19 protein-coding genes and 1 pseudogene are annotated in these 21,869 nt (G+C 70.1%); 9 read left to right on the forward strand and 11 right to left on the reverse strand.

The window, feature by feature from the left end; genetic code table 11:
* Positions 1 to 4: 4 nt before the first annotated feature.
* Positions 5 to 1,204 carry a PP2C family protein-serine/threonine phosphatase gene (locus tag ACZ63H_RS24325; protein WP_469868300.1) on the reverse strand — a complete coding sequence of 400 codons (1,200 nt, stop codon included), beginning with the start codon at positions 1,202 to 1,204 and terminating at the stop codon, positions 5 to 7.
* Between the two features lie 507 nt (positions 1,205 to 1,711).
* Positions 1,712 to 2,239: a MarR family transcriptional regulator gene (locus ACZ63H_RS24330; protein ID WP_469868302.1), complete on the reverse strand. Its 528-nt coding sequence runs from the start codon at positions 2,237 to 2,239 to the stop codon at positions 1,712 to 1,714.
* Positions 2,240 to 2,298: 59 nt separating this feature from the next.
* Here ACZ63H_RS24330 and ACZ63H_RS24335 point away from each other — a divergent pair, with 59 nt between their 5' ends.
* The gene (locus ACZ63H_RS24335) at positions 2,299 to 3,243 is read left to right on the forward strand and encodes an amidohydrolase family protein (protein WP_469868304.1); all 945 of its coding nucleotides are present in this window, start codon (positions 2,299 to 2,301) and stop codon (positions 3,241 to 3,243) included.
* Between the two features lie 577 nt (positions 3,244 to 3,820).
* Here the strand turns inward: ACZ63H_RS24335 and ACZ63H_RS24340 are convergent.
* Positions 3,821 to 4,114 carry a TetR family transcriptional regulator C-terminal domain-containing protein gene (locus ACZ63H_RS24340; protein ID WP_469868306.1) on the reverse strand — a complete coding sequence of 98 codons (294 nt, stop codon included), beginning with the start codon at positions 4,112 to 4,114 and terminating at the stop codon, positions 3,821 to 3,823.
* Between the two features lie 151 nt (positions 4,115 to 4,265).
* On the opposite strand from ACZ63H_RS24340, the pseudogene ACZ63H_RS24345 reads away from it, so the two are divergent.
* From ACZ63H_RS24345 to ACZ63H_RS24360, 4 genes and pseudogenes are all read left to right on the forward strand, one after another.
* Positions 4,266 to 4,439: pseudogene (locus tag ACZ63H_RS24345) on the forward strand (hypothetical protein); the annotation flags it as partial.
* Between the two features lie 221 nt (positions 4,440 to 4,660).
* The gene (locus tag ACZ63H_RS24350) at positions 4,661 to 4,792 is read left to right on the forward strand and encodes an SDR family oxidoreductase (RefSeq protein WP_229850826.1); all 132 of its coding nucleotides are present in this window, start codon (positions 4,661 to 4,663) and stop codon (positions 4,790 to 4,792) included.
* Between the two features lie 128 nt (positions 4,793 to 4,920).
* On the forward strand, positions 4,921 to 5,499 hold the full coding sequence (locus tag ACZ63H_RS24355; RefSeq protein ID WP_469868308.1) for a TetR/AcrR family transcriptional regulator: 579 nt from the start codon (positions 4,921 to 4,923) through the stop codon (positions 5,497 to 5,499).
* Positions 5,500 to 5,606: 107 nt separating this feature from the next.
* Positions 5,607 to 6,527: an alpha/beta fold hydrolase gene (locus ACZ63H_RS24360; protein WP_469868310.1), complete on the forward strand. Its 921-nt coding sequence runs from the start codon at positions 5,607 to 5,609 to the stop codon at positions 6,525 to 6,527.
* 92 nt (positions 6,528 to 6,619) lie between these two features.
* Here the strand turns inward: ACZ63H_RS24360 and ACZ63H_RS24365 are convergent, their stop codons facing one another.
* From ACZ63H_RS24365 to ACZ63H_RS24380, 4 genes are all read right to left on the reverse strand, one after another.
* Positions 6,620 to 7,795, reverse strand: coding sequence for a zinc-dependent alcohol dehydrogenase (locus ACZ63H_RS24365; RefSeq protein ID WP_469868312.1), 1,176 nt, complete (start codon positions 7,793 to 7,795; stop codon positions 6,620 to 6,622).
* Positions 7,792 to 8,730 (reverse strand): SRPBCC family protein, encoded by a 939-nt coding sequence (locus ACZ63H_RS24370; protein WP_469868314.1) that lies wholly within the window; start codon positions 8,728 to 8,730, stop codon positions 7,792 to 7,794. The genes ACZ63H_RS24365 and ACZ63H_RS24370 overlap by 4 nt, the downstream gene beginning before the upstream one ends.
* Positions 8,731 to 9,092: 362 nt before the next feature.
* Positions 9,093 to 10,268, reverse strand: coding sequence for a glutathione-independent formaldehyde dehydrogenase (locus ACZ63H_RS24375; RefSeq protein ID WP_469868316.1), 1,176 nt, complete (start codon positions 10,266 to 10,268; stop codon positions 9,093 to 9,095).
* Between the two features lie 307 nt (positions 10,269 to 10,575).
* Positions 10,576 to 11,694, reverse strand: a complete 1,119-nt coding sequence (locus tag ACZ63H_RS24380) for a hypothetical protein (protein ID WP_469868318.1) — start codon at positions 11,692 to 11,694, stop codon at positions 10,576 to 10,578.
* A gap of 261 nt (positions 11,695 to 11,955) precedes the next feature.
* On the opposite strand from ACZ63H_RS24380, the gene ACZ63H_RS24385 reads away from it, so the two are divergent.
* Together ACZ63H_RS24385 and ACZ63H_RS24390 are read left to right on the forward strand one after the other, a co-directional pair.
* The gene (locus ACZ63H_RS24385; RefSeq protein ID WP_469868320.1) at positions 11,956 to 13,962 is read left to right on the forward strand and encodes an APC family permease; all 2,007 of its coding nucleotides are present in this window, start codon (positions 11,956 to 11,958) and stop codon (positions 13,960 to 13,962) included.
* An 89-nt stretch (positions 13,963 to 14,051) separates the two neighbouring features.
* Entirely contained in the window at positions 14,052 to 14,900 is an 849-nt protein-coding gene (locus ACZ63H_RS24390; RefSeq protein ID WP_469868321.1) for a universal stress protein, read from the forward strand.
* Positions 14,901 to 15,090: 190 nt separating this feature from the next.
* On the opposite strand, the gene ACZ63H_RS24395 is transcribed toward ACZ63H_RS24390, so the two are convergent.
* Positions 15,091 to 15,807, reverse strand: coding sequence for an SDR family NAD(P)-dependent oxidoreductase (locus ACZ63H_RS24395; RefSeq protein WP_469868323.1), 717 nt, complete (start codon positions 15,805 to 15,807; stop codon positions 15,091 to 15,093).
* Between the two features lie 64 nt (positions 15,808 to 15,871).
* Between ACZ63H_RS24395 and ACZ63H_RS24400 the strand changes: the two genes are divergently transcribed.
* A complete protein-coding gene (locus tag ACZ63H_RS24400) occupies positions 15,872 to 16,429 on the forward strand; it encodes a MarR family winged helix-turn-helix transcriptional regulator (RefSeq protein WP_469868325.1) in 558 nt (185 codons plus the stop codon).
* Between the two features lie 271 nt (positions 16,430 to 16,700).
* Here the strand turns inward: ACZ63H_RS24400 and ACZ63H_RS24405 are convergent, their stop codons facing one another.
* Positions 16,701 to 17,102, reverse strand: a complete 402-nt coding sequence (locus ACZ63H_RS24405) for a hypothetical protein (RefSeq protein WP_469868327.1) — start codon at positions 17,100 to 17,102, stop codon at positions 16,701 to 16,703.
* Between the two features lie 170 nt (positions 17,103 to 17,272).
* Between ACZ63H_RS24405 and ACZ63H_RS24410 the strand changes: the two genes are divergently transcribed.
* On the forward strand, positions 17,273 to 19,762 hold the full coding sequence (locus tag ACZ63H_RS24410) for a DUF6185 family protein (RefSeq protein WP_469868329.1): 2,490 nt from the start codon (positions 17,273 to 17,275) through the stop codon (positions 19,760 to 19,762).
* A gap of 272 nt (positions 19,763 to 20,034) precedes the next feature.
* Here ACZ63H_RS24410 and ACZ63H_RS24415 read toward each other — a convergent pair whose 3' ends face one another.
* Together ACZ63H_RS24415 and ACZ63H_RS24420 are read right to left on the reverse strand one after the other, a co-directional pair.
* Positions 20,035 to 20,484 (reverse strand): 2-thiouracil desulfurase family protein, encoded by a 450-nt coding sequence (locus ACZ63H_RS24415; protein ID WP_469868331.1) that lies wholly within the window; start codon positions 20,482 to 20,484, stop codon positions 20,035 to 20,037.
* Positions 20,485 to 20,555: 71 nt separating this feature from the next.
* Positions 20,556 to 21,752: a pentapeptide repeat-containing protein gene (locus tag ACZ63H_RS24420; RefSeq protein ID WP_469868333.1), complete on the reverse strand. Its 1,197-nt coding sequence runs from the start codon at positions 21,750 to 21,752 to the stop codon at positions 20,556 to 20,558.
* Positions 21,753 to 21,869 lie beyond the last annotated feature (117 nt).

The following is a 21,869-nucleotide window of genomic DNA, read 5'->3' on the forward strand; positions in this document are numbered from 1 at the left end:
CGGCTCAGTCGTCGGATCCGGTCGGGGCCTGCCGGTCCGCTCGCCGGGGGCCGTGCCAGTCCAGGCAGATGACGGTGGCGTCGTCCCTCGGGGATCCCCCGCAGGCGTCGGTGATCGCCTGGGTGAAGGTGCGGACCACCTCGCGCGGGTGGTCGCCGGCGGTGTTGCGCAGCACGTCGGGCAGGTCGACGGATTCGGCTTCGCGTTCCTGCACGCCGTCGGTATAGAGGAGCAGCCGGTCGCCCGGTCGCAGGTCCAGCTCCTGCACCCGGTAGGAGAGGGGTGCGTGCACGCCGAAGGGCAGGTCGACGTCCAGGTGGACTTCGTCCACGACGTCGTCGCGCAGGCGCAGGGGCCAGGGGTGGCCGGCGTTGACGATCTGTGCGCCCGATCCGTTCAGGGCGATGCGCAGGAGCTGTCCGGTGGCGTGGGTGCCGCGGCCGTGGTCGAGGAGGGCCTGGCTGGTCCGGCGGGCCTGTGTGGCCAGGTCGTCTCCGTCGCGGCGAGCGCCGCGGGAGGCGTTGACCAGGAGGGTGGCCATGAGGGCGGCGTCGACGCTGTGGCCCATGGCATCGGTGACGGCCAGGTGCAGGGTGTCGTGGTCGAGGCTGTAGTCGTAGGTGTCCCCGGCCACGGAGTCGGCCGGCACCAGTGCCGCGGCCAGGGCGAACTCCGGCGCCTCGCAGGCAGGCGCGGAGGGCAGGAGCTGACGCTGGATCTCGGCGGCCAGGCTGAGCGGGACGGTGCGCTGGCCCCATAGGTAAAGGTCGGTGAAACGGCGGTCGGTCACAAGGATGTAGGCCAGCGCGTGCGCGGCTTCCTGCACCTGTTCCAGCACGTCCGGGCCCGCCTGCGGAAGGAACAGCTCCAGCACCCCGATCGCATCGCCGCGGTTGGTGACCGGGGCCACCACCCGCTGCCCCTGCCCGGCATCGGGCTCCTGCAGCAGCGTCTGCTCACGCAGGACCCGGTCGAAGAGACTTCCGGCCAGAGGGATCTGATCGGCGCGCCGGGCCTGCTGCGAGGCCGTGTCCTCACTGATCCGCACCATCCGCCGGCCCACGACATCAACGAACAGGAAGGACACGTAACGGGCGCCGAACCGGTCCCGCAGATTCGCCGCGACCAGGTCCAACGACGCCACCGGCGCCGCAGCCTCCGCCTCGGCCAAAAGCCCCGCCAGACCGACCCGGTCCTGTGCCACCGCTCCACTCCCACACGCCGCACCACCGCCGACCCCGCCATCCTCGCCCACGGCGACAGCCCAGCCCGGCGACCCGCCGACACGAGCGCCCACCAAGCCGGGGCCCGCGCCGGCGACGCCGCCCACGACCGCTGGACGGGCAGCCACCGGATCCGCGGCGCCGAACGCGCCCCGGCCGCCCCCGGTGCCCAGTGGACCACTGCCCAGGACAGCGGGCGCGACCGGATGCTGCTCGTCGCCTGCCTGCGCCAAGGTCTCCCGCTCGCCCGGGACTTCCGCCTCCCCCTGGGCCGCTCGCCGAGGCCGCCTGGGCCTGCGTCGGCGACTCCGTGTGGGAACCCCTCGCCCCACCCGCACCCCCGACGGCACCGAAGGCTTGGCGACATCCGCCGACGCCCTGGTCGAACTCCTCGCCGCGCTCGCCCGACCACCTCGAACGTACTGCGGCTCGCAGGGGTTGCGGTGCCCGGCGTCGGGGCCGGGTCAGCGATATCCGTCGCTGGACGCTCAGTCCTCGTCCGCCGCCGATCCGGCCGCCCTGGGAACGGTCTCGTTGATGAGGCCGGCCAGGCGGCGCAGCTGTGCGGCGAGTACGTGCTGCTCGTGCGGGGCGAACTGCGACAGGGCCGCGTACTGGCGTGCGCGCAGCCGGGCCCGCATGACCGCGAGGTGCTCGGCGCCTTCCTGGGTGAGGCGGATGAGGACTTGGCGCTCGTCGCGTGGTGAGCGGCGTCGGGTGACCACGCCCCGGCCCTCCAGCTGCTTGAGCATGCGGGTGGCGGTGGGCACGCTGACCTCGGCGTGCGCGGCCAGGCGGCCGACGGGCAGGCCCTCGCCGGCGGCGTCCTCGGCCAGGGGGGCGAGCAGGGCCAGCTGGGCCATGGACAGGCCGGCGGCGGACTGGCCGACGGTCGCGGACCGCGAGCGCCGCATCGCGTAGAAGAGCCGGTCGGCGGCCTGGGCCAGCTCTTCGACACCAGGATCCACCGGCAGGGCGGGGGCGCTGCCGGTCTCGGGATTGCTGACCTCTCGCATGACTGTTAGCTTACTAAATGAATTTTATTAGCAAGCTAAGCGTCAGGAAGTGAAACACCATGTCCTTCCCTGCTCGCATCGACGTCCACCAGCACATCGTTCCGCCTGTCTGGGCCGAGACCCTCGCCGCGCAGGGACTGGACTCCGGCGGCTGGGCCATCCCGGCCTGGAGCCCGACGAGCGCGATCGCGATGATGGACGAACAGGGGATCGCCGCCGGCGTCCTGTCCGTCACCGCTCCCGGCGTGCACCTCGGCGACGACGCGCAGGCCCGGGATCTCGCCCGCAGCGTGAACGAGTACGGCGCCGAGGTCGTCAAGGACTCCCCCGACCGGTTCGGGCACTTCGCCAGCATCCCGCTGCCGGACGTCGACGCCGCCGTGGCGGAGGCCGTCCACGCGCTGGACACCCTGCACGCCGACGGCGTCGTACTGATGTCCAACGCCCGCGGCCGCTACCTCGGCGACCCCGACTTCGAACCGCTGTGGGCCGAGCTCGACCGCCGCGGCGCGATCGTCTTCATCCACCCCGCCCAGCCCCCGATGGACCTGCTCCCGAGCACCCCCGCCCCGCTCGCCGACTACGTCTTCGACACCACTCGCAGTGCCTTGAACCTGGTCCTGAACGGTGTCATGCGCCGCCACCCGAACGTACGGGTGATCCTCGCCCACGGCGGCGGCTTCCTCCCTTACGCCGCGTACCGCTTCACCGGCCTGACCTCCACCGTCGTCGACCGGCGGCGCACGGCCGAGGACGTCCTGCGCGACCTGAAGCGGTTCTACTTCGACACCGCCCTGTCCGCCAGCCCGAGCGCCTTGCCCGCCCTGCTCGCCTTCGCCGAACCCGGCCACGTCCTCTACGGCAGCGACTGGCCCTTCGCCCCGCAGGACGCCGGCAGCTACTACAACCACTACCTGGAGACCTACCCCGACTACGCCCCGGGGCAGGCCGACGCCATCGACCGCGGGAACGCCGAGGTCCTCTTCCCCCTCCTCGCCCGCTGACCCCCCGGCTGCGCGAGACGTCGTACAGCGTGAGCAGCCGGCGGTGGGTACGCCCGGATCCAGATGGCGGGCGCATGGCGGGCGTCGCGCGAGCGGCCCTGAGGGCCCGCAGGACGAGCGAGGAGCCGGCCGACGGGGCGAACCGCACCGACGCCCCGACGCTCGGAGGCACGCCCGCCCTGCTGCCCGGCGCTACGTGTGCGCGGCCAGGGGCCGGGCGGGAGACTCTGCCCCGTGCCGCGTGCCTGCCCGCTTCGGCGACCTGCCGTTCGGCGGCCGGCACGGGCGGGAACGGGATGACGACCCGGCCCGTGCCGCGCGAGGCTCGGCGCACAGGCCGGTGGAGAAGGGGTCCGTACGGAACAGGGCGGCCAGGGCGGTGTGGTCCAGGGCCGGGGCCGGGGTCATGCGACGCCGCCGCCCTGGTGGGCACGCATCTTCGCCCAAGCGTCCCGGCCGGTCGGCCGGGGAGAGTGGCGGGCTGCTGGAGCCGTCAGTGAGGCTCGGTGCCGAATAAGCCGAGCAGGTCCCCGACTGCCAGGAGTACTTGAGCGGCGAATTCTTCCAGCGGCTCGGGTCACGCCCGCAGTCCGTCCAGCGCCGTCTCGATCGCCGTCAGGGCCGCCGTCCGGTCGAGCCCCGCCCTCGATACGAGCGACAGGCCCTGGACGATGTAGAGCAAGAGCTGTGCCTGGGCCTCGGGGGAGGACGTGTCCGTGACTTCTCCGGTGGCCTGTGCGCGGCGGAGGGCGTCGGCGACGATGTCGGTGAACCGGCGGTAGGAGCGGTTGACGATCTGTGTGGCGTCGCTGTCCTGGGGGACGAGTTCGGCGGTCGTGTTGCCTACCAGGCAGCCCTGCGGCGCGCCCACGTCGGAGATCAGCTCGTCGAGCCTCGCGGGATGGGTCAGGATTTCGGGCTCAGTCCGTTGACGCGGATGCCCCGGTCCCTCAGTTCATGGGTCAGTCCGCGAGTGTAGGAGAGCAGGCCCGCCTGGCCGCGCCGTAGACCGTCGCGTCCTCGTGGCCGATGTACGCGGAGACCGATCCGACGAGGATGACCGAGGACTGCTGCGAGAAGAGCGGCAGCAGGTACCTGATCAGGAAGAACGGCGACAGCCGCTGGAGCGCGCACTCGAACTGTTCTGGTCCCGGGGATACGGGGCGACATCGATCCAGGACCTGGTCGACGCGCTGGGCGTGGAGCGCGGCAGCCTCTACGGCGCGTTCGGCGACAAACGCCGCTTCTACCTCGAAGCGGTCAGGCTCTACTGGGAGGTCTACGAGCGGCATCTGACCGCCGCCCTCGACACCGGCCCGCTCCTGCCCGCCCTGCCCGGGCCCGACGGTCCCCAACGCCTTCGCGCCCCCTCGGTCCGGAGCGCCAGGCCGCCCTGTACGAGCAGCTCCGAAAGACCGTGCCGCTGCACCGCCTGGGAACCGCCACCGAGCTGGCGAAGGCAGCGGTCTATCTCGCCTCCGACGAATCCGCCTACACCGCGGGAACCGTGCTGCGCGTCGACGGGGGCATCGGGCAGCTGGCGTACTGATCAGGGTCCGCCTTCGGACGCACTGTGCCGGAGCCGGTGATGACAACGGCCGACCTGCAAGCCGGCGGGTGCGCTACCGCAGCACCCTCTTTCTTGAGCGTTCGATCCAGATAAGCTACGGTGCAACCATGGCAAGGACCCGGGAGTTCGACACCGAAGCGGCCGTGAGCCGCGCCATGGAACTGTTCTGGACACGCGGCTACGAGGCGACCTCGGTCCGCGACCTGACCCAGCACCTGGGGATCGGACAGGGATCCTTGTACGCCGCGTTCGGCGACAAGGAGGGCCTGTACCGGGCCGCGCTGGAGCACTACCGCACGACCCTCGCGGCGGCCGCCCTGCGCAGCCTGGAGCAGGAGACGGATGCCCGCGCGGCGATCCGCACGCTGCTGACGGAGCGGATCCGCATCGCCGTCGACCGCGGCGGTCAGGGCTGCCTGGCCGTCAACGCCGTCTGCGAGCGGCTGCCCCAGGACCAGGCGACCCGGCGCACCGTGCGCGACATGCAGGACGCGAGCCGGGAAGCGCTCACCGAGGTACTGCGGACCGCGATGGAACGGGGCGAGATCGCGGCACGGCACGACCCACAGACGGTCGCCGCGTTCCTGGTCACCTTCCTCAACGGACTGCTGGTTTCCTCGAAGATCACACCGGACGCGTCGGCGCTCGAACCCCTCGTGGAACTCGCGCTGACCACTCTCGGCTGAAGAGCCGGCCGTCTCGGCCCGGGTTTCCCATACCCGGAATCTGTAACGCTCGATCAAGAATACGGATCCGTCCCACCGCACCCACCCAGAACAGGAAGCACCACGTCATGATGTACGACCACACCACGACGCCCCTGCGCACCGGCCGCGCCGCCGTCAACGGAACGGGCCTGCACTACCGGACGGCCGGATCCGGCCCCGCCGTGGTACTGCTGCACGGCGTGCCCAAGACCGGCTACCACTGGCGCCACCTCGTCCCGAAGCTGACGCCCCGCCACACCGTCGTCGTGCCCGACCTGCGCGGTCTCGGCGACTCCGCCCGCGCGGCTGACGGCTACGACTCCGCGACGATGAGCGACGACATCGCCGAGCTGATGGCCCGCCTCGGACACGAGAGCTATGCCGTGATCGGCGAGGACTGGGGTGCGGTGATCGGCTACCAGCTCGCCGCCCGCCGCCGCGACCACGTCACCGCCCTGGTCTTCGCCGAGGCCCTGCTTCCCGGCTTCGGCTTCGAGGAGCACACCGCCCTCACCCCCGAGAACGTCTGCGGCGGCATGCACCTGTGGCACCTGGGCTTCTACTTCCAGCCCGACGTCCCCGAGATGCTGATCGCCGGACACGAACGCGAACTGATCACCTACATGATCAAGAACGAGCGCAGCCACCCCGACACCGCCACCCCCGACGCGATCGAGGAGTACGTGCGCTGCTACTCCATGCCCGGCGGCATCCGCGCGATGCTCGCCATCTACCGGGCGATGCTCACCGACGCCGAACAGAACCGGCAGGCCGCACGGCAGAAGCTGGACATCCCGGTGCTCGCGCTCGGTGGCTCCGCCTTCATCGGCGAGCGCAACGAGTCCCAGGCACGGCTGGTGGCCCACCACGTCACCGGACACGTCTTCGACGCCGGCCACGACCTCGCGGAGGAAGTGCCCGACGAGATGGCCGGCGTCGTCCTGCCGTTCCTGGCGGCGCACCGGGCAGTTCGGGAACGCCGCGGGGTACGGTCCCGGCTTGTCTGATGCCCGAGGTCGCACAGGCCGGGCTCGGCCGCCCCGCGGAAGACGTCACCGTACGCGGAGGACCCCGCAGTCCATGACGGCCCTCACGGCCCTCACGGCGTGAGAACGACCTTCTCGCAGTGGTCCTTCTTGTTCTTGAACAGGTCGTAGCCGGTCGGTGCGTCGGTCAGGGGCAGCCGGTGGGTGATGATCCGGGTGGGGTCGATCTTGCCCTGCTCGATGAGACCCAGCAGCGGCTTCATGTACTTGTGCACGTGGCACTGCCCGGTGCGCAGGGTGAGGGACCGGTTCATCCAGGCACCCGCCGGGAACTTGTCGATCAGCCCGCCGTAGACACCGATGACCGACACCACGCCGCCGCTGCGGCAGGACATGATGGCCTGGCGCAGGGCGTGCGGCCGGTCGGTCTCGGAGCGGACCGCCTGCTTGGCGCGGTCGTAGAGGTGGACGTGGGAGGCTCCGTGGGTGGCCTCCAGGCCGACCGCGTCGATGCACTTGTCGGGGCCCCGGCCGCCGGTGAGGTCGAGCAGGGCGGACCGTACGTCGGTGTCCTCGAAGTTGATGGTGGTGTATCCCTGGGCGGCGGCCATGTCGAGCCGGTAGGTCTCCTTGTCGATCGCGATGACCTTCTCCGCGCCCAGGACCCGGGCGCTGTCCATGGCGAACTGGCCGACCGGACCGGCGCCCCAGACGGCGACGACGTCGCCTTCCTGGATGTCGCACATGTCGGCGCCCATGTACCCGGTCGGCAGGATGTCGGACAGGAACAGCACCTGCTCGTCGGTGAGATCCGACTCGATCTTGAGGGCGTTGGCGTCGGCGAGCACCACCCGGGCGTACTCGGCCTGGCCGCCGGCGAAGCCGCCGGTGAGGTGGGAGTAACCGTAGATGCCGGCGGTGGGGTGGCCGAAGAACTTCTCCGAGAGGCCGGCGTTGGGGTTGGTGTTCTCGCAGCACGAGTACAGCTCCGCGCGGCAGGACGCGCAGGCGCCGCACGCGATGGGGAAGGGCACGACGACCCGGTCCCCGACGCGCAGTTTGCCGTCGGTGATGCCGGGGCCGACCTCGACGACCTCTCCCATGAACTCGTGGCCCATGATGTCGCCCTTCTGCATGGTGGGGACGTAGCCGTCGAGCAGATGGAGGTCGGAGCCGCAGATCGCCGTCGAAGTGATCTTCACGATGGCGTCGCGGCTGCTCAGGATCGACGGGTCCGGCACCTCCTGCACCTCGACCGAGTTGCGTCCCGTCCAGCAGTTCGCCTTCATGCCAGGGCCTCCTTCAATTCGTCCTCGGTCAGCGGTCGGGCCGGGTGCTGCGGGAACTCGCCGCGGGCCCGCTTGCCGCCGGGCGCGCCCTCGGAGCGGACGACCTCGCCGGTCTCCGCGATCTGCTTGAAGCGGCGCAGGTCGTCGTCCAGCTGCTGGTGCGGTTCCTCGCCGAAGTAGCGCGCCGCGGCCCTGCCCACTGCTCCGCCGGGCAGGTCGTAGCGCAGGGTCACCCGGATCTCGGTGCCCCGGCCGCCGGGGGCGGGCTCGAAGCGGACCTCGCCGGAGTTGTCGATGTCGGCGCCGTCCACCGACCGCCAGGCGATCCGCCGGCCGGCGACTTCCTCCGTGATCTCGGCGTCCCATTCGACCGCCTTGCCGAACGGCGCGCCGGCCCGCCAGTGACTGGTGCGCGGGCCGGTGACGCGCACCTCTTCCAGGTGCGCCATGAAGTCCGGCAGTCGCTCCAGGTCCCGCCAGAGGGCGTATACCTCGTCCGGGGGCCGGCTGACGGTGGTGGCCGCGGTCAGTTCCATGGGAGTGCTCCTACGGGTGCGGGTCACGGCCGCGTAGACGTCCGTGGCCGTGAGGGCGGTGACCGCGGCGGTCGCGGCGACGGTGCGGCCGAGGCCGCGCCCGTTGTGGTTCTTCAGGGCCCGGGTCAGCATCGTCAGGTCCATGAGATCGCCGCCGACGCGGCCCCAGAGCCAGGCCGGATGCGGTCGCCCCAGCAGCCCGGTCGCCACCGCCAGCTCGCGCACGCCGACGGCGGTCGTGGCCGAGCGGTGCCGGAAGGCGTCGCCCACCCCCAAGGCCCGGGCGAACCCGGCCGGGGCGACGACCTGGGGCACGCCCAGGAGCGCACTGGCCCAGCCCAGGCCACGCACGAGCGGATCGTGCCGTGGGCGGGAGGCGGAACGGGTGTCTGTCTTCATCGAGTGCTCCCGACGTGCGGTGAGGTGAACGGAAGGCGTGCCACCTGAGGGAGAAGGGGCAGCGCGGACAACGGACGACGCCGGAGTTTCCGCGAAGCGCGCGTCCAATCCTCGACTCCCGTCACGGACGCGCGCAGCCGTCCCGTCGCGGCGGGCATGTGACGCGTGCTCGGGGTTCGACGAGGGCCCTGCCGTACGAGTGACGCCGGTCAGACTGCGTGCCGGGGTGGCGCCCTCCGTCCTCCCGGGCCGGACGGAATGGATCGCGACGACGGCCTGTCCGGCCCCTGCAGAAGCCGGGGCCGGACCGCACTCGTCGGCCGGCCGGTCCCGGAGAACGGGCAGCCGGCGGCCTTGGTTCTCTACCGCTTGTGGCCGTTGCCGTGTCCGTTGGGATGCAGGACCACCTTGGTCCAGCCCTCGTCACGAGCGTCGAAGTGCTCGTAGGCGGTGGGGGCCTCGTCCAGGCCGAGTTCGTGGGAGACGACGAAGCCCGGCTTCGCCTTCCCTCCGGCGATCAGATCCCGCAGGGCCCGGTTGTACTTCTTCACCGGCGCCTGCCCGGTCCCCATGTGCTGGCCCTTGAACCACATCATGCCGAAGTCGATCGGTACCTTGCCCTGGGCCTCCAGCTCTCCCTGGGCCTCCGCGCCACCGGGATCCTGGGGCAGGAACACGCCCACCACGCCGATGTCGCCCGTGAACCTGACCGAGTCGATCAGGCCGTTGAGCGTGAGGCTGGCGTCTTCGTGCCCCTGGGGGTCGTGCGCCTGATAGCCGACGCATTCGCAGCCGTTGTCGGCGCCCAGACCGAGGGTGGCCTCCTTGACGACCTCCGCCGGGTTCTGCTCGGCGGTGTTGATCGGGATGGCCCCGATCTCCTCCGCCTTGCGCAGCCGGTCGGGCTGGTGATCGGCCGTCCAGACGCGGCCGGCGCCCTTGAGGAGGGCGGAGTAGGTCGCCATCAGCCCGACGGGACCGGCGCCGAAGACGATGGTCTGGTCGCCCGGCTTGACGTGGGCCATCTCGGTGGCGTGGTAGCCGGTCGGGAAGATGTCGGCGAGCATCACGTAGTCGGTCTGCCGCTCGGCGGCGTCCTCGCCCAGACGCAGCGCGTTGAAGTCGCCGTAGGGCACGCGCAGCAGCTCCGCCTGGCCGCCCTGGTACGGGCCCATGTCGGCGAATCCGTAGGCGGCTCCCGCGAGGGCCGGTTCCGGCTGCATGGTCAGACAGTAGTTGGTCAGGCCCTGCTCGCACTGCTTGCAGAAGCCGCAGGCGATGTTGAAGGGCAGGACCACGTACTCGCCGACCTGTACCTTGCGGACGGCCGGGCCGACGTCCACGACCTGGCCCATGTTCTCGTGTCCCAGGGTGCGGCCGGACTCGAACGAGGTGCGGCCCTCGTACATGTGCAGGTCCGAACCGCAGATGTTGGTGGTGGTGATCTTGACGATGATGTCGCAGGGGTGCTCGATCTTCGCGTCCGGTACGTCCTTCACCGTGACCGTTCGCGGACCTTCGTATACCGCTGCTTTCATGATGACTTCTCTCGGTGTCACGGCTTGACCGCGGCACGGCGATGACGAGACGGCGCGAAGAGCCTGGTTCTCAAAAGTGCTACGACGGAGTCCGTGGCTCCGGCACGCCTCTGCGGACCGTTCACCCGGATCAGGTGGAACGGTGGTTCCGCCGCCGGCCTGCTCGGCGGAGCTTCGGCACTCCGGCGGCGTGCGGTGCGGGTCCCCGTCGGCATGCCACGTGAAACGGCCCTCCATCGATCGATCAGCGGATGTGCCGTACTCGGACGGCCGTCATGCGGGGCACGTCTCGGACTCGGGTGACCGGCTAGTCATCGTGGTCGTCCGCCAGCATGCGGCGACGTTCCTGTTCGCGCTTGGAATAGGCGGCTGCCCGGATCGCCTCGTCGCTCTCCAGGCCGGATCCCAGCGCGCCGCCCACCGTGGCGATCGACGCGACGAACCAGGACAGCGTCCAGTACTCCGCGGCATGCAGCGGGGTGCGTGTCATCGAGGCGAAGACCTGGTCGTTGAGGATGAAGAGCGCCCACACCAGGTTGACGGCCATCAGGCCCGCGTAACAGACGACCACGCCGATGCCCACGGTCACGACCGTGGACGCGTTGTAGAGGGCCGTCCTCTTCCGCTCCTCCGGCGAGTCGTCCGCCGATCGATGCCACAGGTGCGCGTCCACGATCAACCAGCCGATCATGAGCGCGACGGATCCGACCATGGCGATCACGAGACGCAGCGAGCTCAGCGCCTCGGACAGACTCCAGAGGGTGGAGTTCACCGTGGCGATGGCCCCCGTGGCAAGGGCGGCCGCCAGGGCTTTCGACAGGCCCGGCACCAACCGCCACGGCTGGTTGGCGCGGACCATACCGCCGAGGACCCTCAGGTATCCGCCCGGCCCGCTGACGACGTACCGCAGATCGGCGGTCTCCTCCTCACCGATCGGGCCCGGGTGAACAGGCGCAAGACGGCTGACGAAGCGTCCCAACGACTGGCGCTGGGGAGGTTCCCCGGCTCCAGTCGCCTGCTGACTCGCCAAGCTGAGCACGGTCTCCTCCACCGCCCGCAGGGCCCTTCCGCGGAACCGCAGGCCCCCCAGCGCCGGAAGGGACAGCAGTGCCGAGCCGGACTCATGGCTCAGATCCACCACGAGCTTGCGCCCGTGCGAGTGCAGCGGGAGATCGGTGAGGGCGACGACGATGTCCCAGTGCTCCGCACGCTTGCGGTCCATGATCCGGCGCGTCAACGTCGACAGGTCCTCGGTTCCCGCGGTGAACGGCTCGCTGACCACCTCGACGTGGAACCGCCGCCCCTGCCCCGACTTGTCGGCGAGCCGAGCGGGAAGCAGCGGGGCCATGCGCTGCGCGATCTGCGTCGGCGCGTCCGGGTCCGCCAGGAGAGCCACGACCACAACGCCCTGCGACGACTCCCGCATGACCGGACCCTCCTCGTCGGCTGCCCCGATGCTCCCCAGTGCCCAGCACGTCCCTGAGGTAACGCCACCACGCCGAGCGGGACGGGCCCGCCGCCGCCGGGAGGGTCGTTGAACGGGTGAGCGGACAACTCGCCGACGAACACGCCTCGGCCGCGCCGGTGCCGGGGCAGGCGGCCGGACGGGCAGTGAGGATGATCCCGCACGCGTGCGCCAGGGCGATGGTCCTTCTGATCGTCAGGCTGCCGCTCTACCTTCGCTACTGTGATCAGGATCTCCGGGTTGGCGAAGCGGTTCTTGGTCGGCCGTGCCCTGCGCAGCAGCGAGTCGGGCCAGGCGCTGCTGCCCAAGCGTCTGGCTCTGCCGATCTTCGCCTCGGACCCCCTGTCGTCGGTTGCCTACGCGACACAGGAGGTCCTGGTGGTGCTCACGCTGGGCGGGCCGGCGTATGTGCGTTTCACGCCGTGGATCGCGGCGGCGGTCGTCGCGCTGATGACGGTGGTGGTGCTGTCGTACCAGCAGGTCGTGCGCGCCTACCCGAGCGGTGGGGGCTCGTACGAGGTGGTGTCCGCGAACCTCGGCGAGAGGGCCGGTCTGGTGGTGGGGGCCGCCCTGCTGGTCGACTACGTGATGACGGTGGCCGTGTCGGTGGCTTCCGGCGTGGACAACATCACCTCCGCCGTCCCCCAGCTGCACGCACAGCGGGTGCCGATGGCCCTGGGTTTCGTGGCGTTGCTCGCGGTGGTGAACCTGCGGGGTGTGCGCGAGTCCGGGCGGGCGTTCGCCGCGCCGACGTACCTGTTCGTCGGCGGCGTGCTCATCATGATCGCCACCGGGCTCTTCCGGTACCTGGCCGGAAACGCGCCGGTCGCAGAGAGCGCCTCGTACGGCATTCGGCCGCAGGCGGGTGAGGCGCAGCTCGCCGGTGTCGCGCTGGTGCTGCTGGTCCTGCGGGCGTTCTCCAACGGCTGTACGGCGTTGACCGGTGTGGAGGCGATCTCCAACGGCGTTCCCGCCTTCCGCAAGCCGAAGTCGCGCAACGCGGCGACCACCCTGGCCGTGATGGGTCTTGTCGCCGTCACCATGTTCGTCGGCGTCACCACGCTCGCGATCGTCTCCAAGGTCCACATCGTCGATGACGCCTGCCGTCTCACCGGCCTGGGCCGGGACTGTTCCACCTACCAGCAGCGCACCGTCATCGCCCAGATCGGCGCCGCGGTCTTCGGCGGGGAGGGAAGTATCGGCTTCTACTACATCCAGGCCGCCACCGCGCTCGTCCTGATCCTCGCCGCGAACACCGCCTTCAACGGTTTCCCGCTGCTCGCGTCAGTCCTCGCGCAGCACCGCTACCTGCCCCGCCAGCTACACAGCCGCGGCGACAGGCTCGCCTTCTCCAACGGCATCGTGGCACTGGCCGGCACCGCCGGCCTGCTGCTGTGGGGGTTCAAAGCCAGCGTCACCGCCCTGATCCACCTGTACATCCTGGGCGTCTTCACCTCCTTCACGCTCTCGCAGACCGGTATGGTCCGGCACTGGAACCAGGCCCTGTCCACGGCAGGGGGCGACCGCGCGCAGCGGCGCCGCCGGCACACCGCCAGGGTCATCAACGCGGTCGGCGCGGTGTTCACCGGCCTGGTCCTGGTGGTGGTCCTGTTCACGAAGTTCCTCGAAGGCGCATGGCTGGCCGTACTCGCCGCCGGAGTGCTGTGGTTGCTGATGCGTGCCATCCGCGGGCACTACGACCGCACCACAGCGGAGCTGACAAGCACCGACCCGCACACCGACCTCACCTCCCCCTCCCGTGTCCTTGCGATCGTGCTGGTCTCCAACGTCCACAAACCGACACTCCGGGCCCTGGCCTATGCCCGCGCCTCCAGGCCCGACCGGCTGGAGGCGCTCACCGTCGCCGTCGACCACGCCGAGGCACGCGCGCTGGAAGACCAGTGGCGGCGACTCGGCATCGACGTCCCCCTCAAGGTGCTGGACTCCCCCTACCGCGAGGTCACCAGGCCCGTCGTCGACTACGTGCGCTCCCTCAGCCGCGAGAGCCCCCGCGACATGGTGGGCGTCTACATCCCCGAGTACGTCGTCGGCCGCTGGTGGGAGAACCTGCTGCACAACCAGTCCGCGCTCAGGATCAAGGCACGCCTGCGCTTCACTCCCGGCGTCATCGTGATCAGCGTGCCCTGGCAGCTCATCTCGTCCACGCGAGCCGACCGCCACGGTGCACGTGCCCCGGGCTCCGTCCGCCGCGGCGAACCGCCACGCTGACCGGGAGCCGTCCGGACGCCCTGGGGGCCGCGCAGCTTGCGGGCACCGCAGACCGTCGTTTCACTTGATGACGAAAGGGAGCGTGGCCGGTGGACAGACCAGTGACCGTGGGCGTGGACGGCTCCCCCTCGAGCGTGAGGGCGCTCGACTGGGCCTCCGACGAGGCCGCCCTGCACGGCCGGCCCCTTCGTATCGTGCACGCGTCCGTGTGGGAACGCTTCGAGAGCGCCGCCCCCGGGGAAGACTTCCCCGAGGGCAGAGCCGAAGCCGCCGCGCTGGAGGAGATCGTCACCGGCGCCGAAGCCCGGGCCCGTCAGCGCCGCCCCGAGGTCAGGGTCCGAGCCGAAGTGCTGCCCGGAGAACCCGTCGACGTCCTGGTCCACGCGGGAGAGGACTCCTTCGCTCTGGTCGTCGGCCATAGCGGACACCATGCCGTGCGCCGCCGGTCCATCGGTTCCGTCGGGCCCGGTGTGGCGGCACGTGCGTGGTGCCCCGTCGTGGTCGTCGGCGACCCCGCCCCATCAGGCGCCCGGCAGGTCGTCCTGGGTGTCGGGGACGAAAGCGAGGCCGACGCCGCCCACATCGCCTTCGCCCTCCACGAGGCACAGGTCCGTGGTTGCGACCTGGTCGCGGTTCACGCCCGCAGCCGGCGGGAGACGCGGCACGACCCCACTGACCTCGGCAGCCCACCGGCCGCCGACGCTCTCCTCAGCGCGGCGGTTCCGGCCCGGACAGCCCTCGGAAGCGGCGTCGTCGTGCACAGACGCGTCGTCGACGGTCCCGCGCACGAGGTCCTGCCGCAAGCCGCGCAACACGCCGGCCTCCTCGTTCTCGGAGTCCACCACCGGCACGGCGTGATGCACCGGGAACTCCGACCGACCCACCATGCCGCACTACGCCACTCGCCCTGCCCCGTCGCCCTTGTAGGTGTCCCCTGACCTTCCTCGCGAAGGCCAGGGGTGATCGGCATCGAGTGAAACCAGGGCGGTGGTGGTCCGGAGGGGACGTCGTTCCCGGTCGATCCCGCGGCAGGCCGGCTGTGCGAGGCGGACGCTCGACCGGCTGCGAACGCCTCCGCCCGGCATCGTGATGCGGCAGAGCCCTTCCCGGCCCTTGTCGTGGCAGGCGCTACCGCGTGGTGAAGGCGCCTCCGTTGACGTGGATGGTCTGGCCGGTGATGTGCCGGGCGCCCGGGGAGGCGAGGAAGCAGGCCGTCTCGGCGATGTCGTCGACCGTGCCCGCACGCTTGTTGTGCGTCTCCTCCACCAGCGCACGATGACGTTCGTCGGACATCTGGTTGCGGAAGAAGTTGGTGCCGGCGACGTATCCCGCGGAGATGACGTTGCAGGTGACGCCGCTGGGAGCGAGTTCGGCGGACAGCGAGGCGTTCCACGCGGCCAAAGCCGCCTTGGCCGCACCGTAGGAGCCGCCCCGGCGTTCGGCGCCGATCGAACCGATGCTGATGACGCAGCTACCGGTGGTGAGTTTGGACTGGACCGAGGCCGTGGTCAGCACTGCGGTGAGCAGGTTCTGCGCCAAGTTGGCGTGCCACTCGGCGAGCAGTCCGTCCAGAGCCGGCCCGGTGCCGGACCGGGCCTCGGGCAATCCACCGGCGGCGTTGACCAGGACGTCCACTGCGCCCAGTCTGCCGGCGAGCGCGGCCACCTGCTCGGGATCGGTCGCATCGCAGACGACTCCGTGTACCGCCACCTCCTTCGCGGTGCGTTCGACGGTGTCGCGGTGTCGTCCGGTGATGAAGACCTCTGCCTGGTCGGCGGCGAACCGTGCGGCTATGGCCCGGCCTATGCCGCTCGCTCCTCCGGTGACGAGCACGGTGCGGGTCAAGGATCCTCCTCCTCACTGTTACGTTTAGGTCTAAACATAGCTGACGAGAACAGGAATTGACACCGTGGCCGACGACGAGGCACAGGGCTTCACGCCCGCTCATTCCGCAGCCGGCATCGCCGCGGCCTGGCAACGGGAGCGTCCGGGCACCCCCACCGAGTCCATCGAGATCGTCACCCCCATCTGGTGGCTGGCCAAGCTTTTCGCCGACGACCGTGGCCGGGTTCTACGGAAGGCGGGGATCGATGCGGCCACCCTCGACCTGCTGTCCGTCATCCGCCGCTCCGGGCCCCCCTACGCCCTCAGCACCCGCGAGATCGCCCAGCGGACACTGGTCACCGCCGGAGCGATCTCACAGCGCGTCGCCCGAGCGGAACGGGACGGTCTGGTCCAGCGGGCACCAGGCGCCACCGGCCGCCGAACCGTCCTCGTGAGGCTCACGGCCGAAGGTCACACGCTCATCGAGCGGTCCGTCGACGCCGTGCTCGGCCGAGAGGCCACACTCGTCCGTTGCCTGTCCGAGCACGAACGCGCCACGCTCATCACACTGCTGGACAAACTGATGACCGACGTCCGGCGACGCACCGCCACCGAGGCCGAACCCCACGAGCCCGCCCCGTGAGGGCGGGGGCCTCGAGGAGCGTGTTCGGGTACGGCGGCCGCGACCTGAGCGGCAGCGGCCATGAGCGGCCGGCAGGACCACCACGCTGCCGGCGGCGCCGGCCCGAACGCGGGATGGTCAAGCGGTCTTCCGGGCCGACGTCGCCCTGGACGTGATGAGCGACGAAGCGCGAGGAGCCGGCGGCGGCGCTGCGCGGCCGGGCCGAGCGCGAGGTGCGGCACAGGGGCGCGCCTCCTTCCTGACGGCGCCCCTTCGTCATGCCGTGCCGACCTCAGCCGCTCTCGTGGTCGTCCGTGCGCCCCGGGCAGAGGTCGAGCGGGCTGCAGAGCAGGATTTCCTCGTACCGGCCTCCGTCAGGTCCGGCTCCGGGCTCGCGCTCGGCGTGCGGCACGAAGCGCCACTGAGACGCTTTGGCATGCCGGGTCCCGTCCGCCTTCTCCACGTGGACGTGGAGCGTGCGGGCCCTGGAGTCGTTGGTCTCCACGAGGACCTCGTCCGCGGCGAGCGGGAAGTGGTCGTGGAGCAGACACAGGCCGAAGCGGTCCAGGTTGCCGTGCTTGGCGAGCACCGCCACGATGTCCCTGACGAATTCCGAGTCCTCGGGGCCCAGCCCCTCGGCTTCCTCGAAGCGGGGCAGTGGGGTGCGGGAAGCGGAAACGTTCACGTCGGTCATGACCCCTCCGTCAGACAGTTGACGGCACATCGGATTCCAGTATCAACCAGGGACTATTTTCCCGCAATTCCACGGGCGGCAGCCGATGGGGTGGCCTGCCGAAACCGCTTCGCGTGTCCCGGGGCATCCCACGCACGACCCCGCTAAATTCCTTCGGGAGGAGGTGGCGGATGGTGCAGGGGATCCGGTGGTGGCAGCTACTGCCATTGATTTTTGCGACCCTGATGTGGTGGGAATGCTCTCCCTCGGAAGCCCTGGAGAACGATAGCGGCAGATGCTGGGAAAGTCAGCTCAAGAGCAGCCGCGTGAACGCCGTAATTCGATTCGATCAACATGACAGGGATGCCATCAAAATCCAGTCGGACATGACTGTCGATATCCCCATGACGGAATGGGTGCTGGCCGACCGACTGCTTCTCGACAAGCATTCCGCAGACTACCGGCACGCCATGCAGTGCCTGCTGCGCGGGAAGGACACGTTGCTCCGGCAGTCGGAATGGCGGTTCGACGAACCCGAGGTGAAAGAACAGGGTCAGTACATTCGAGTGAGGTATGAATCCTATGCATGGATCAGGGATTACAGCCCCATCAAACTCGGCCCATGGGTGATCAAGTGGAAGAAAGGCAGCACGTGGACGGTTCACCTCAGCCCGACGACGCTGCAGAAATCCTATTGGAAAGTGGAGGCGGACCTCGGGGGCCTGAGATTCGACGACACGTCGAAATCCGCCTCGCCGGAAAATGACAACTGGATGTGGGAAGGGATTCCGCCCGACCGGATCACCTTCGATATCGGTCTTCCGTGGCAGCGTTCGTGGTTCCTGATCTACGACCGGTCGTTCTGGAGCAAGATCGGCGTCGGAGCCTGGTGGGTGTGCGCCTCGGTCGTGGTCGCGCTGGCCGCACTACGCGGGCGACCGAGGCGCCCTTCCTCCCGGGGCGACGGCCGCAAGGACAGCGCTGTCCAGGCCGTACTGCAATGGGCCGTGCTCAGCGGGTCGGTCGCCGTGATGCTGCTGGTGATCGGCTCCCAGAACGTCGGTCCACCGTGGAAGGCGTTCCTGTGCATTTCTGCCGGCCTGGCCCTGACCCTCGTCGCCCGCCCTTGGGTCGACGGCACGCCGCTCCAGGCCCGCGCCGTACGAAGCGTGGTCATCTCCGTGGCGGCGGCCGGGTTGCTGGCGGTCATCGCGCCGCACCTGTTCTACCTGCCACCGCACCTGGTGTTGAAAACCGAACCGAGCGTCCTGGGCAAGGTCGGTTATGTGCTCATGGGTCTGGCGGCCGTGTGGTTGTGGCTGGCGGCCATGACCGCCTGGGCGTGGCGGTTCGCCCGCGAGGGACTCATGGTCCCCGCCTCCTGGAGAGACAGATGGAACAGGGCTCCGGTTCTCTGGGTCACCGTGGTGTCCCTGGCGCTCGGAGCGGTTGCCGGCGGCCTGCTCGGATGTCTCACCTGGGCGAACGAGAACCAGTGGGAGAGGAGTTCCTGGCCTGCGGCTCAGAATCCCGGGCAGAGTCACGGGGCATACGTCAGCAAGTACCTGGCCAACTTCTCGTTGTCCCACCTGACGTTGATCTTCACTGACAGCTGGGTCCTGACGGGGGTCGCGCTCTTGGCCCTCCTGAGCTACCGCACCAGGACGCGGCGGCAGGCAGATGAGAATCTTGAGAGGTCGGCGCTCGGGCCGGAAGGACCCGACGTACTGCTCACCGCGGCGGTCTTCGCTTTCACAGCGGGTGTGCAGGGCGCCACGGTCGCGGGGAACGTCGCGCAGTATCCGATCTGGCTCCTGTTGAACATCGCCTCGCTGTTCGCCGTCCTCTCGGTGGGACGACGGTGGTCGGTACTGAGCCGGCTGGGCGAAGCCTTCTGTCTGAACAGGATGAGGAACGAGGAGTGGCGCCGTGAACTGATGGACCGCACCCATGAGCACCGCTTCCTCGAACACGAATCGCGTGCTCTCGACAAAGGGGGTGCCGCGAGCATGACGCTGGACCAGGTGGAGGCTCGTCAGCGCGACGTGCGGCAGTGGCTGCTGGCCGGATGCGACAGCGAAAGGCCGCCGCCCGCCCGCGTGTCCGTCATGGACATCGTCCTGGCCTGGGGGCCGGAGGGCCACTGGTGGGACAACGCGGTCCGTGCCGCGCGCGTGGCCTTCTGGTTCGGGATCCCGGGCACCGTGGGGCTCCTTCTGCTGGAACTGAGACCACGTTTCGCGCAGACGCAGCTCAGATACGAGCCCACCGCGCTCCCGGAGATCGTCGTGAAGTTCATCGCGTTCCAGGCTGCGTGGGCCGCCGCTGGTTTCGCCCTGGGCGCGCTGTGGCGCCTGCTTCCCGGCCGTCCGAGTCCGGTCCGGGCGTTGAGCCTGGTCCTCGCCTATGCCGTGCCCGCCTGCCCGGCTGTCCTGCTCAATCTGTTCACCGGCGGGGCCTTCACGCACCTGCTGCTGTACTCACTGTTCATGGCCGTCGTCCTGACGGCCACCAGCATCGTCACGGACGCGGCGACGTTCAGCGAGGACCACCAGTACACGCACAGTCGTTTCGCGCTCGTCGTGTCCATCTACCGGCTCCAGGGCTTCGCCGCGTACGTCGCCTGGTTCCTGGCCCAACTGGCCGCGGCCGCGACGCTCTGGAACTACCTGATCGATTAGCCGGCCGAGCCCGTAGGCGCTCGTCCCCCGCCCGTGCGCCCACTAGTGGCCCCCGGTCCCGGTCGTACCGGCGAGCACCCACCCGAACTCGGCCTCCTTACAGGGGAACGAGACGGCGGCTCCGTCCACCGGCGGGGAGAGCCGGGACCGCTCCGGCCCGTCCGGCAATTCCACGATCCGCGCCTGATCCCGGTCGATCGTCCAGCACATGACCGGGACGCCTGCTCCCTCTCCCCGGCCGGGGAGGCGGCTCCCCGGCCGGGCCGACGGCTTCACGCTCCGGGAGCAGGCCGAACCGTGATGCCGTTCCGTTCGAGCAGGGCCGCGGTGACCCCGTCGCCCGCCGTCAGCCGGCCGGTGAACGAGCCGTCGTGGACCATGCCGCGGCCACACGAAGGACTGCGCGGCATCAGCAGGGCCTCCTGGCAGCCAGCGCGCCGGGCCGCCGCGAGCGCGAGGCGGGCTCCGGCGACGAACTCCGCCGTCACGTCGCGGCCCATGTCGTCGACCACGCGTGCCCTGCCGTCGAGCACGGCGTGCCCGTCACCACCGACCAGCTCGGCGGGGCGCCTCGGGGTCGCGAGCCCGCCCGCCGTCTCCGGGCAGAAGGGGACCGGCTCGCGGCCCGCGACCGCGGCCTCGATCTCCGGGGACGCCTTGTGCCGTCCGTCGAATCGGCACGGCACTCCGCGCAGACACGCGCTCACCAGGACTGTTTCCATGCCGGAAGGCTATCCGGGACCCGCGCAAGGGGCCGTGCGTCCCCGGACCAGACCTTCGGGGCGAACTCCGACTACGCGCCCCCGGGCGACCAACCGGAGGAAAGGGTCACCGTCACGGAATCAGCGCCGACGGCAGCGAGCAGCCCCAGAGGAGCGGGACCCGTGGCGCTGGCGAAGGACACCTGGCCACCGGAGAACGTCGAGCCACGGAACGACACCCCGCCGCCGGAAAACACCGCGCCGAAGTCCACGCTTCCGTCACGGAACGTCACGTTGCGGAAGGACACCTCCCCGCCGAAGAACCTGGCACTGCCGAAGGACACCCTGGCACCGGAGAACGTCACACCCCGGAAGGACACCTCCCCGCCGGTGAACCGCGCGCCGGCGAAGGACACCGTGCCACCGGAGAACCGCGCATCGCCGAACGACACCTTGCGGCCGGTGAACCGCGCGCCGGTGAAGAAGACCCTGCCGTCGGAGAATGACGCGCCGCGGAAGGACACCTCCGCGCCGGAGAACGTCGCGCCGGCGAAGGACACCGTGCCACCGGAGAACACCGCGCCGGCGAAGGACACCGTGCCACCGGAGAACGCCGCGCCACTGAAGTCCATACTGCCGTCGACGGTGACATCCGTGAGGTCGAGGTCGCAGCCCTGCCAGGAGCCGTAGGCACCCTGCGGGCGTCGGTAGTGATCACCTATGAGACGCAGGATCGTGTGCCGGACCTTGCGGGAGGCCAGGTAGCAGTGGTGTTCCTCCTGGTGGGCGGGGTCTTCTCCGGGGTCGGGGGTGAAGGGAAGCTGGAGATAGGCGCACAGGACATCGATACAGGTTTGGCGCAGGGCCTGGTCGGGGGCATCGTCGGCGAGGCCGGCCAAGGCGTGGACGCCGCCGAGTCGCACGGCCGGGGAGTTCGAGCCGAGTTGTTCGACTGCCTGGGAGAAGCGTTCGGTGTGGAGCCTGGTGGCCTCCCGGTGGGCGCCCGCTTCGTCGACGCGCTGGCGACGGTAGGCGACGACCAGCGCAACGAGGGCGCCGGCCCCGGCGACCACTCCGAAGGAGACTTTCACCAGGTCGAAGAGTGTCTTGGCATCGAGCTTCCGAGTGTGGTCGATCTCCTGGAAGTCCAGTACGCACACCAAGCCGTAGAACACGCCGCCCGCCACCAGGACCGCGGTGACGAAGGTGGCGGCCAAGGCCCGGCCGGCCCTCCATAAGCGCAGCTCCCGATCGTCCCGTGCCGGTCGCTGCCGTCGGTCGGCTGTCATGACCTCTGCCCCTCCTCCGCCTCCCGCATCATGACCACCCTCCGCCCTGAGGAAACCGGCCCGGTCCCCTGGGAGCCGGAACGAGCACCGGGCAAACCACCGCGAAGGACCGGCCGG

This window comes from Streptomyces sp. NPDC104831, from assembly GCF_055583025.1.

Bases quoted from the DNA above. Each gene is read 5' to 3' on its own strand.
- ACZ63H_RS24405 (WP_469868327.1), bottom strand. From the start codon at position 17,102: ATGACCGACGTGAACGTTTCCGCTTCCCGCACCCCACTGCCCCGCTTC.
- ACZ63H_RS24410 (WP_469868329.1), top strand. From the start codon at position 17,273: ATGGTGCAGGGGATCCGGTGGTGGCAGCTACTGCCATTGATTTTTGCG.
- ACZ63H_RS24360 (WP_469868310.1), top strand. From the start codon at position 5,607: ATGATGTACGACCACACCACGACGCCCCTGCGCACCGGCCGCGCCGCC.
- ACZ63H_RS24335 (WP_469868304.1), top strand. From the start codon at position 2,299: ATGTCCTTCCCTGCTCGCATCGACGTCCACCAGCACATCGTTCCGCCT.
- ACZ63H_RS24375 (WP_469868316.1), bottom strand. From the start codon at position 10,268: ATGAAAGCAGCGGTATACGAAGGTCCGCGAACGGTCACGGTGAAGGAC.
- ACZ63H_RS24370 (WP_469868314.1), bottom strand. From the start codon at position 8,730: ATGAAGACAGACACCCGTTCCGCCTCCCGCCCACGGCACGATCCGCTC.
- ACZ63H_RS24420 (WP_469868333.1), bottom strand. From the start codon at position 21,752: ATGACAGCCGACCGACGGCAGCGACCGGCACGGGACGATCGGGAGCTG.
- ACZ63H_RS24330 (WP_469868302.1), bottom strand. From the start codon at position 2,239: ATGCGAGAGGTCAGCAATCCCGAGACCGGCAGCGCCCCCGCCCTGCCG.
- ACZ63H_RS24415 (WP_469868331.1), bottom strand. From the start codon at position 20,484: ATGGAAACAGTCCTGGTGAGCGCGTGTCTGCGCGGAGTGCCGTGCCGA.
- ACZ63H_RS24355 (WP_469868308.1), top strand. From the start codon at position 4,921: ATGGCAAGGACCCGGGAGTTCGACACCGAAGCGGCCGTGAGCCGCGCC.
- ACZ63H_RS24380 (WP_469868318.1), bottom strand. From the start codon at position 11,694: ATGCGGGAGTCGTCGCAGGGCGTTGTGGTCGTGGCTCTCCTGGCGGAC.
- ACZ63H_RS24365 (WP_469868312.1), bottom strand. From the start codon at position 7,795: ATGAAGGCGAACTGCTGGACGGGACGCAACTCGGTCGAGGTGCAGGAG.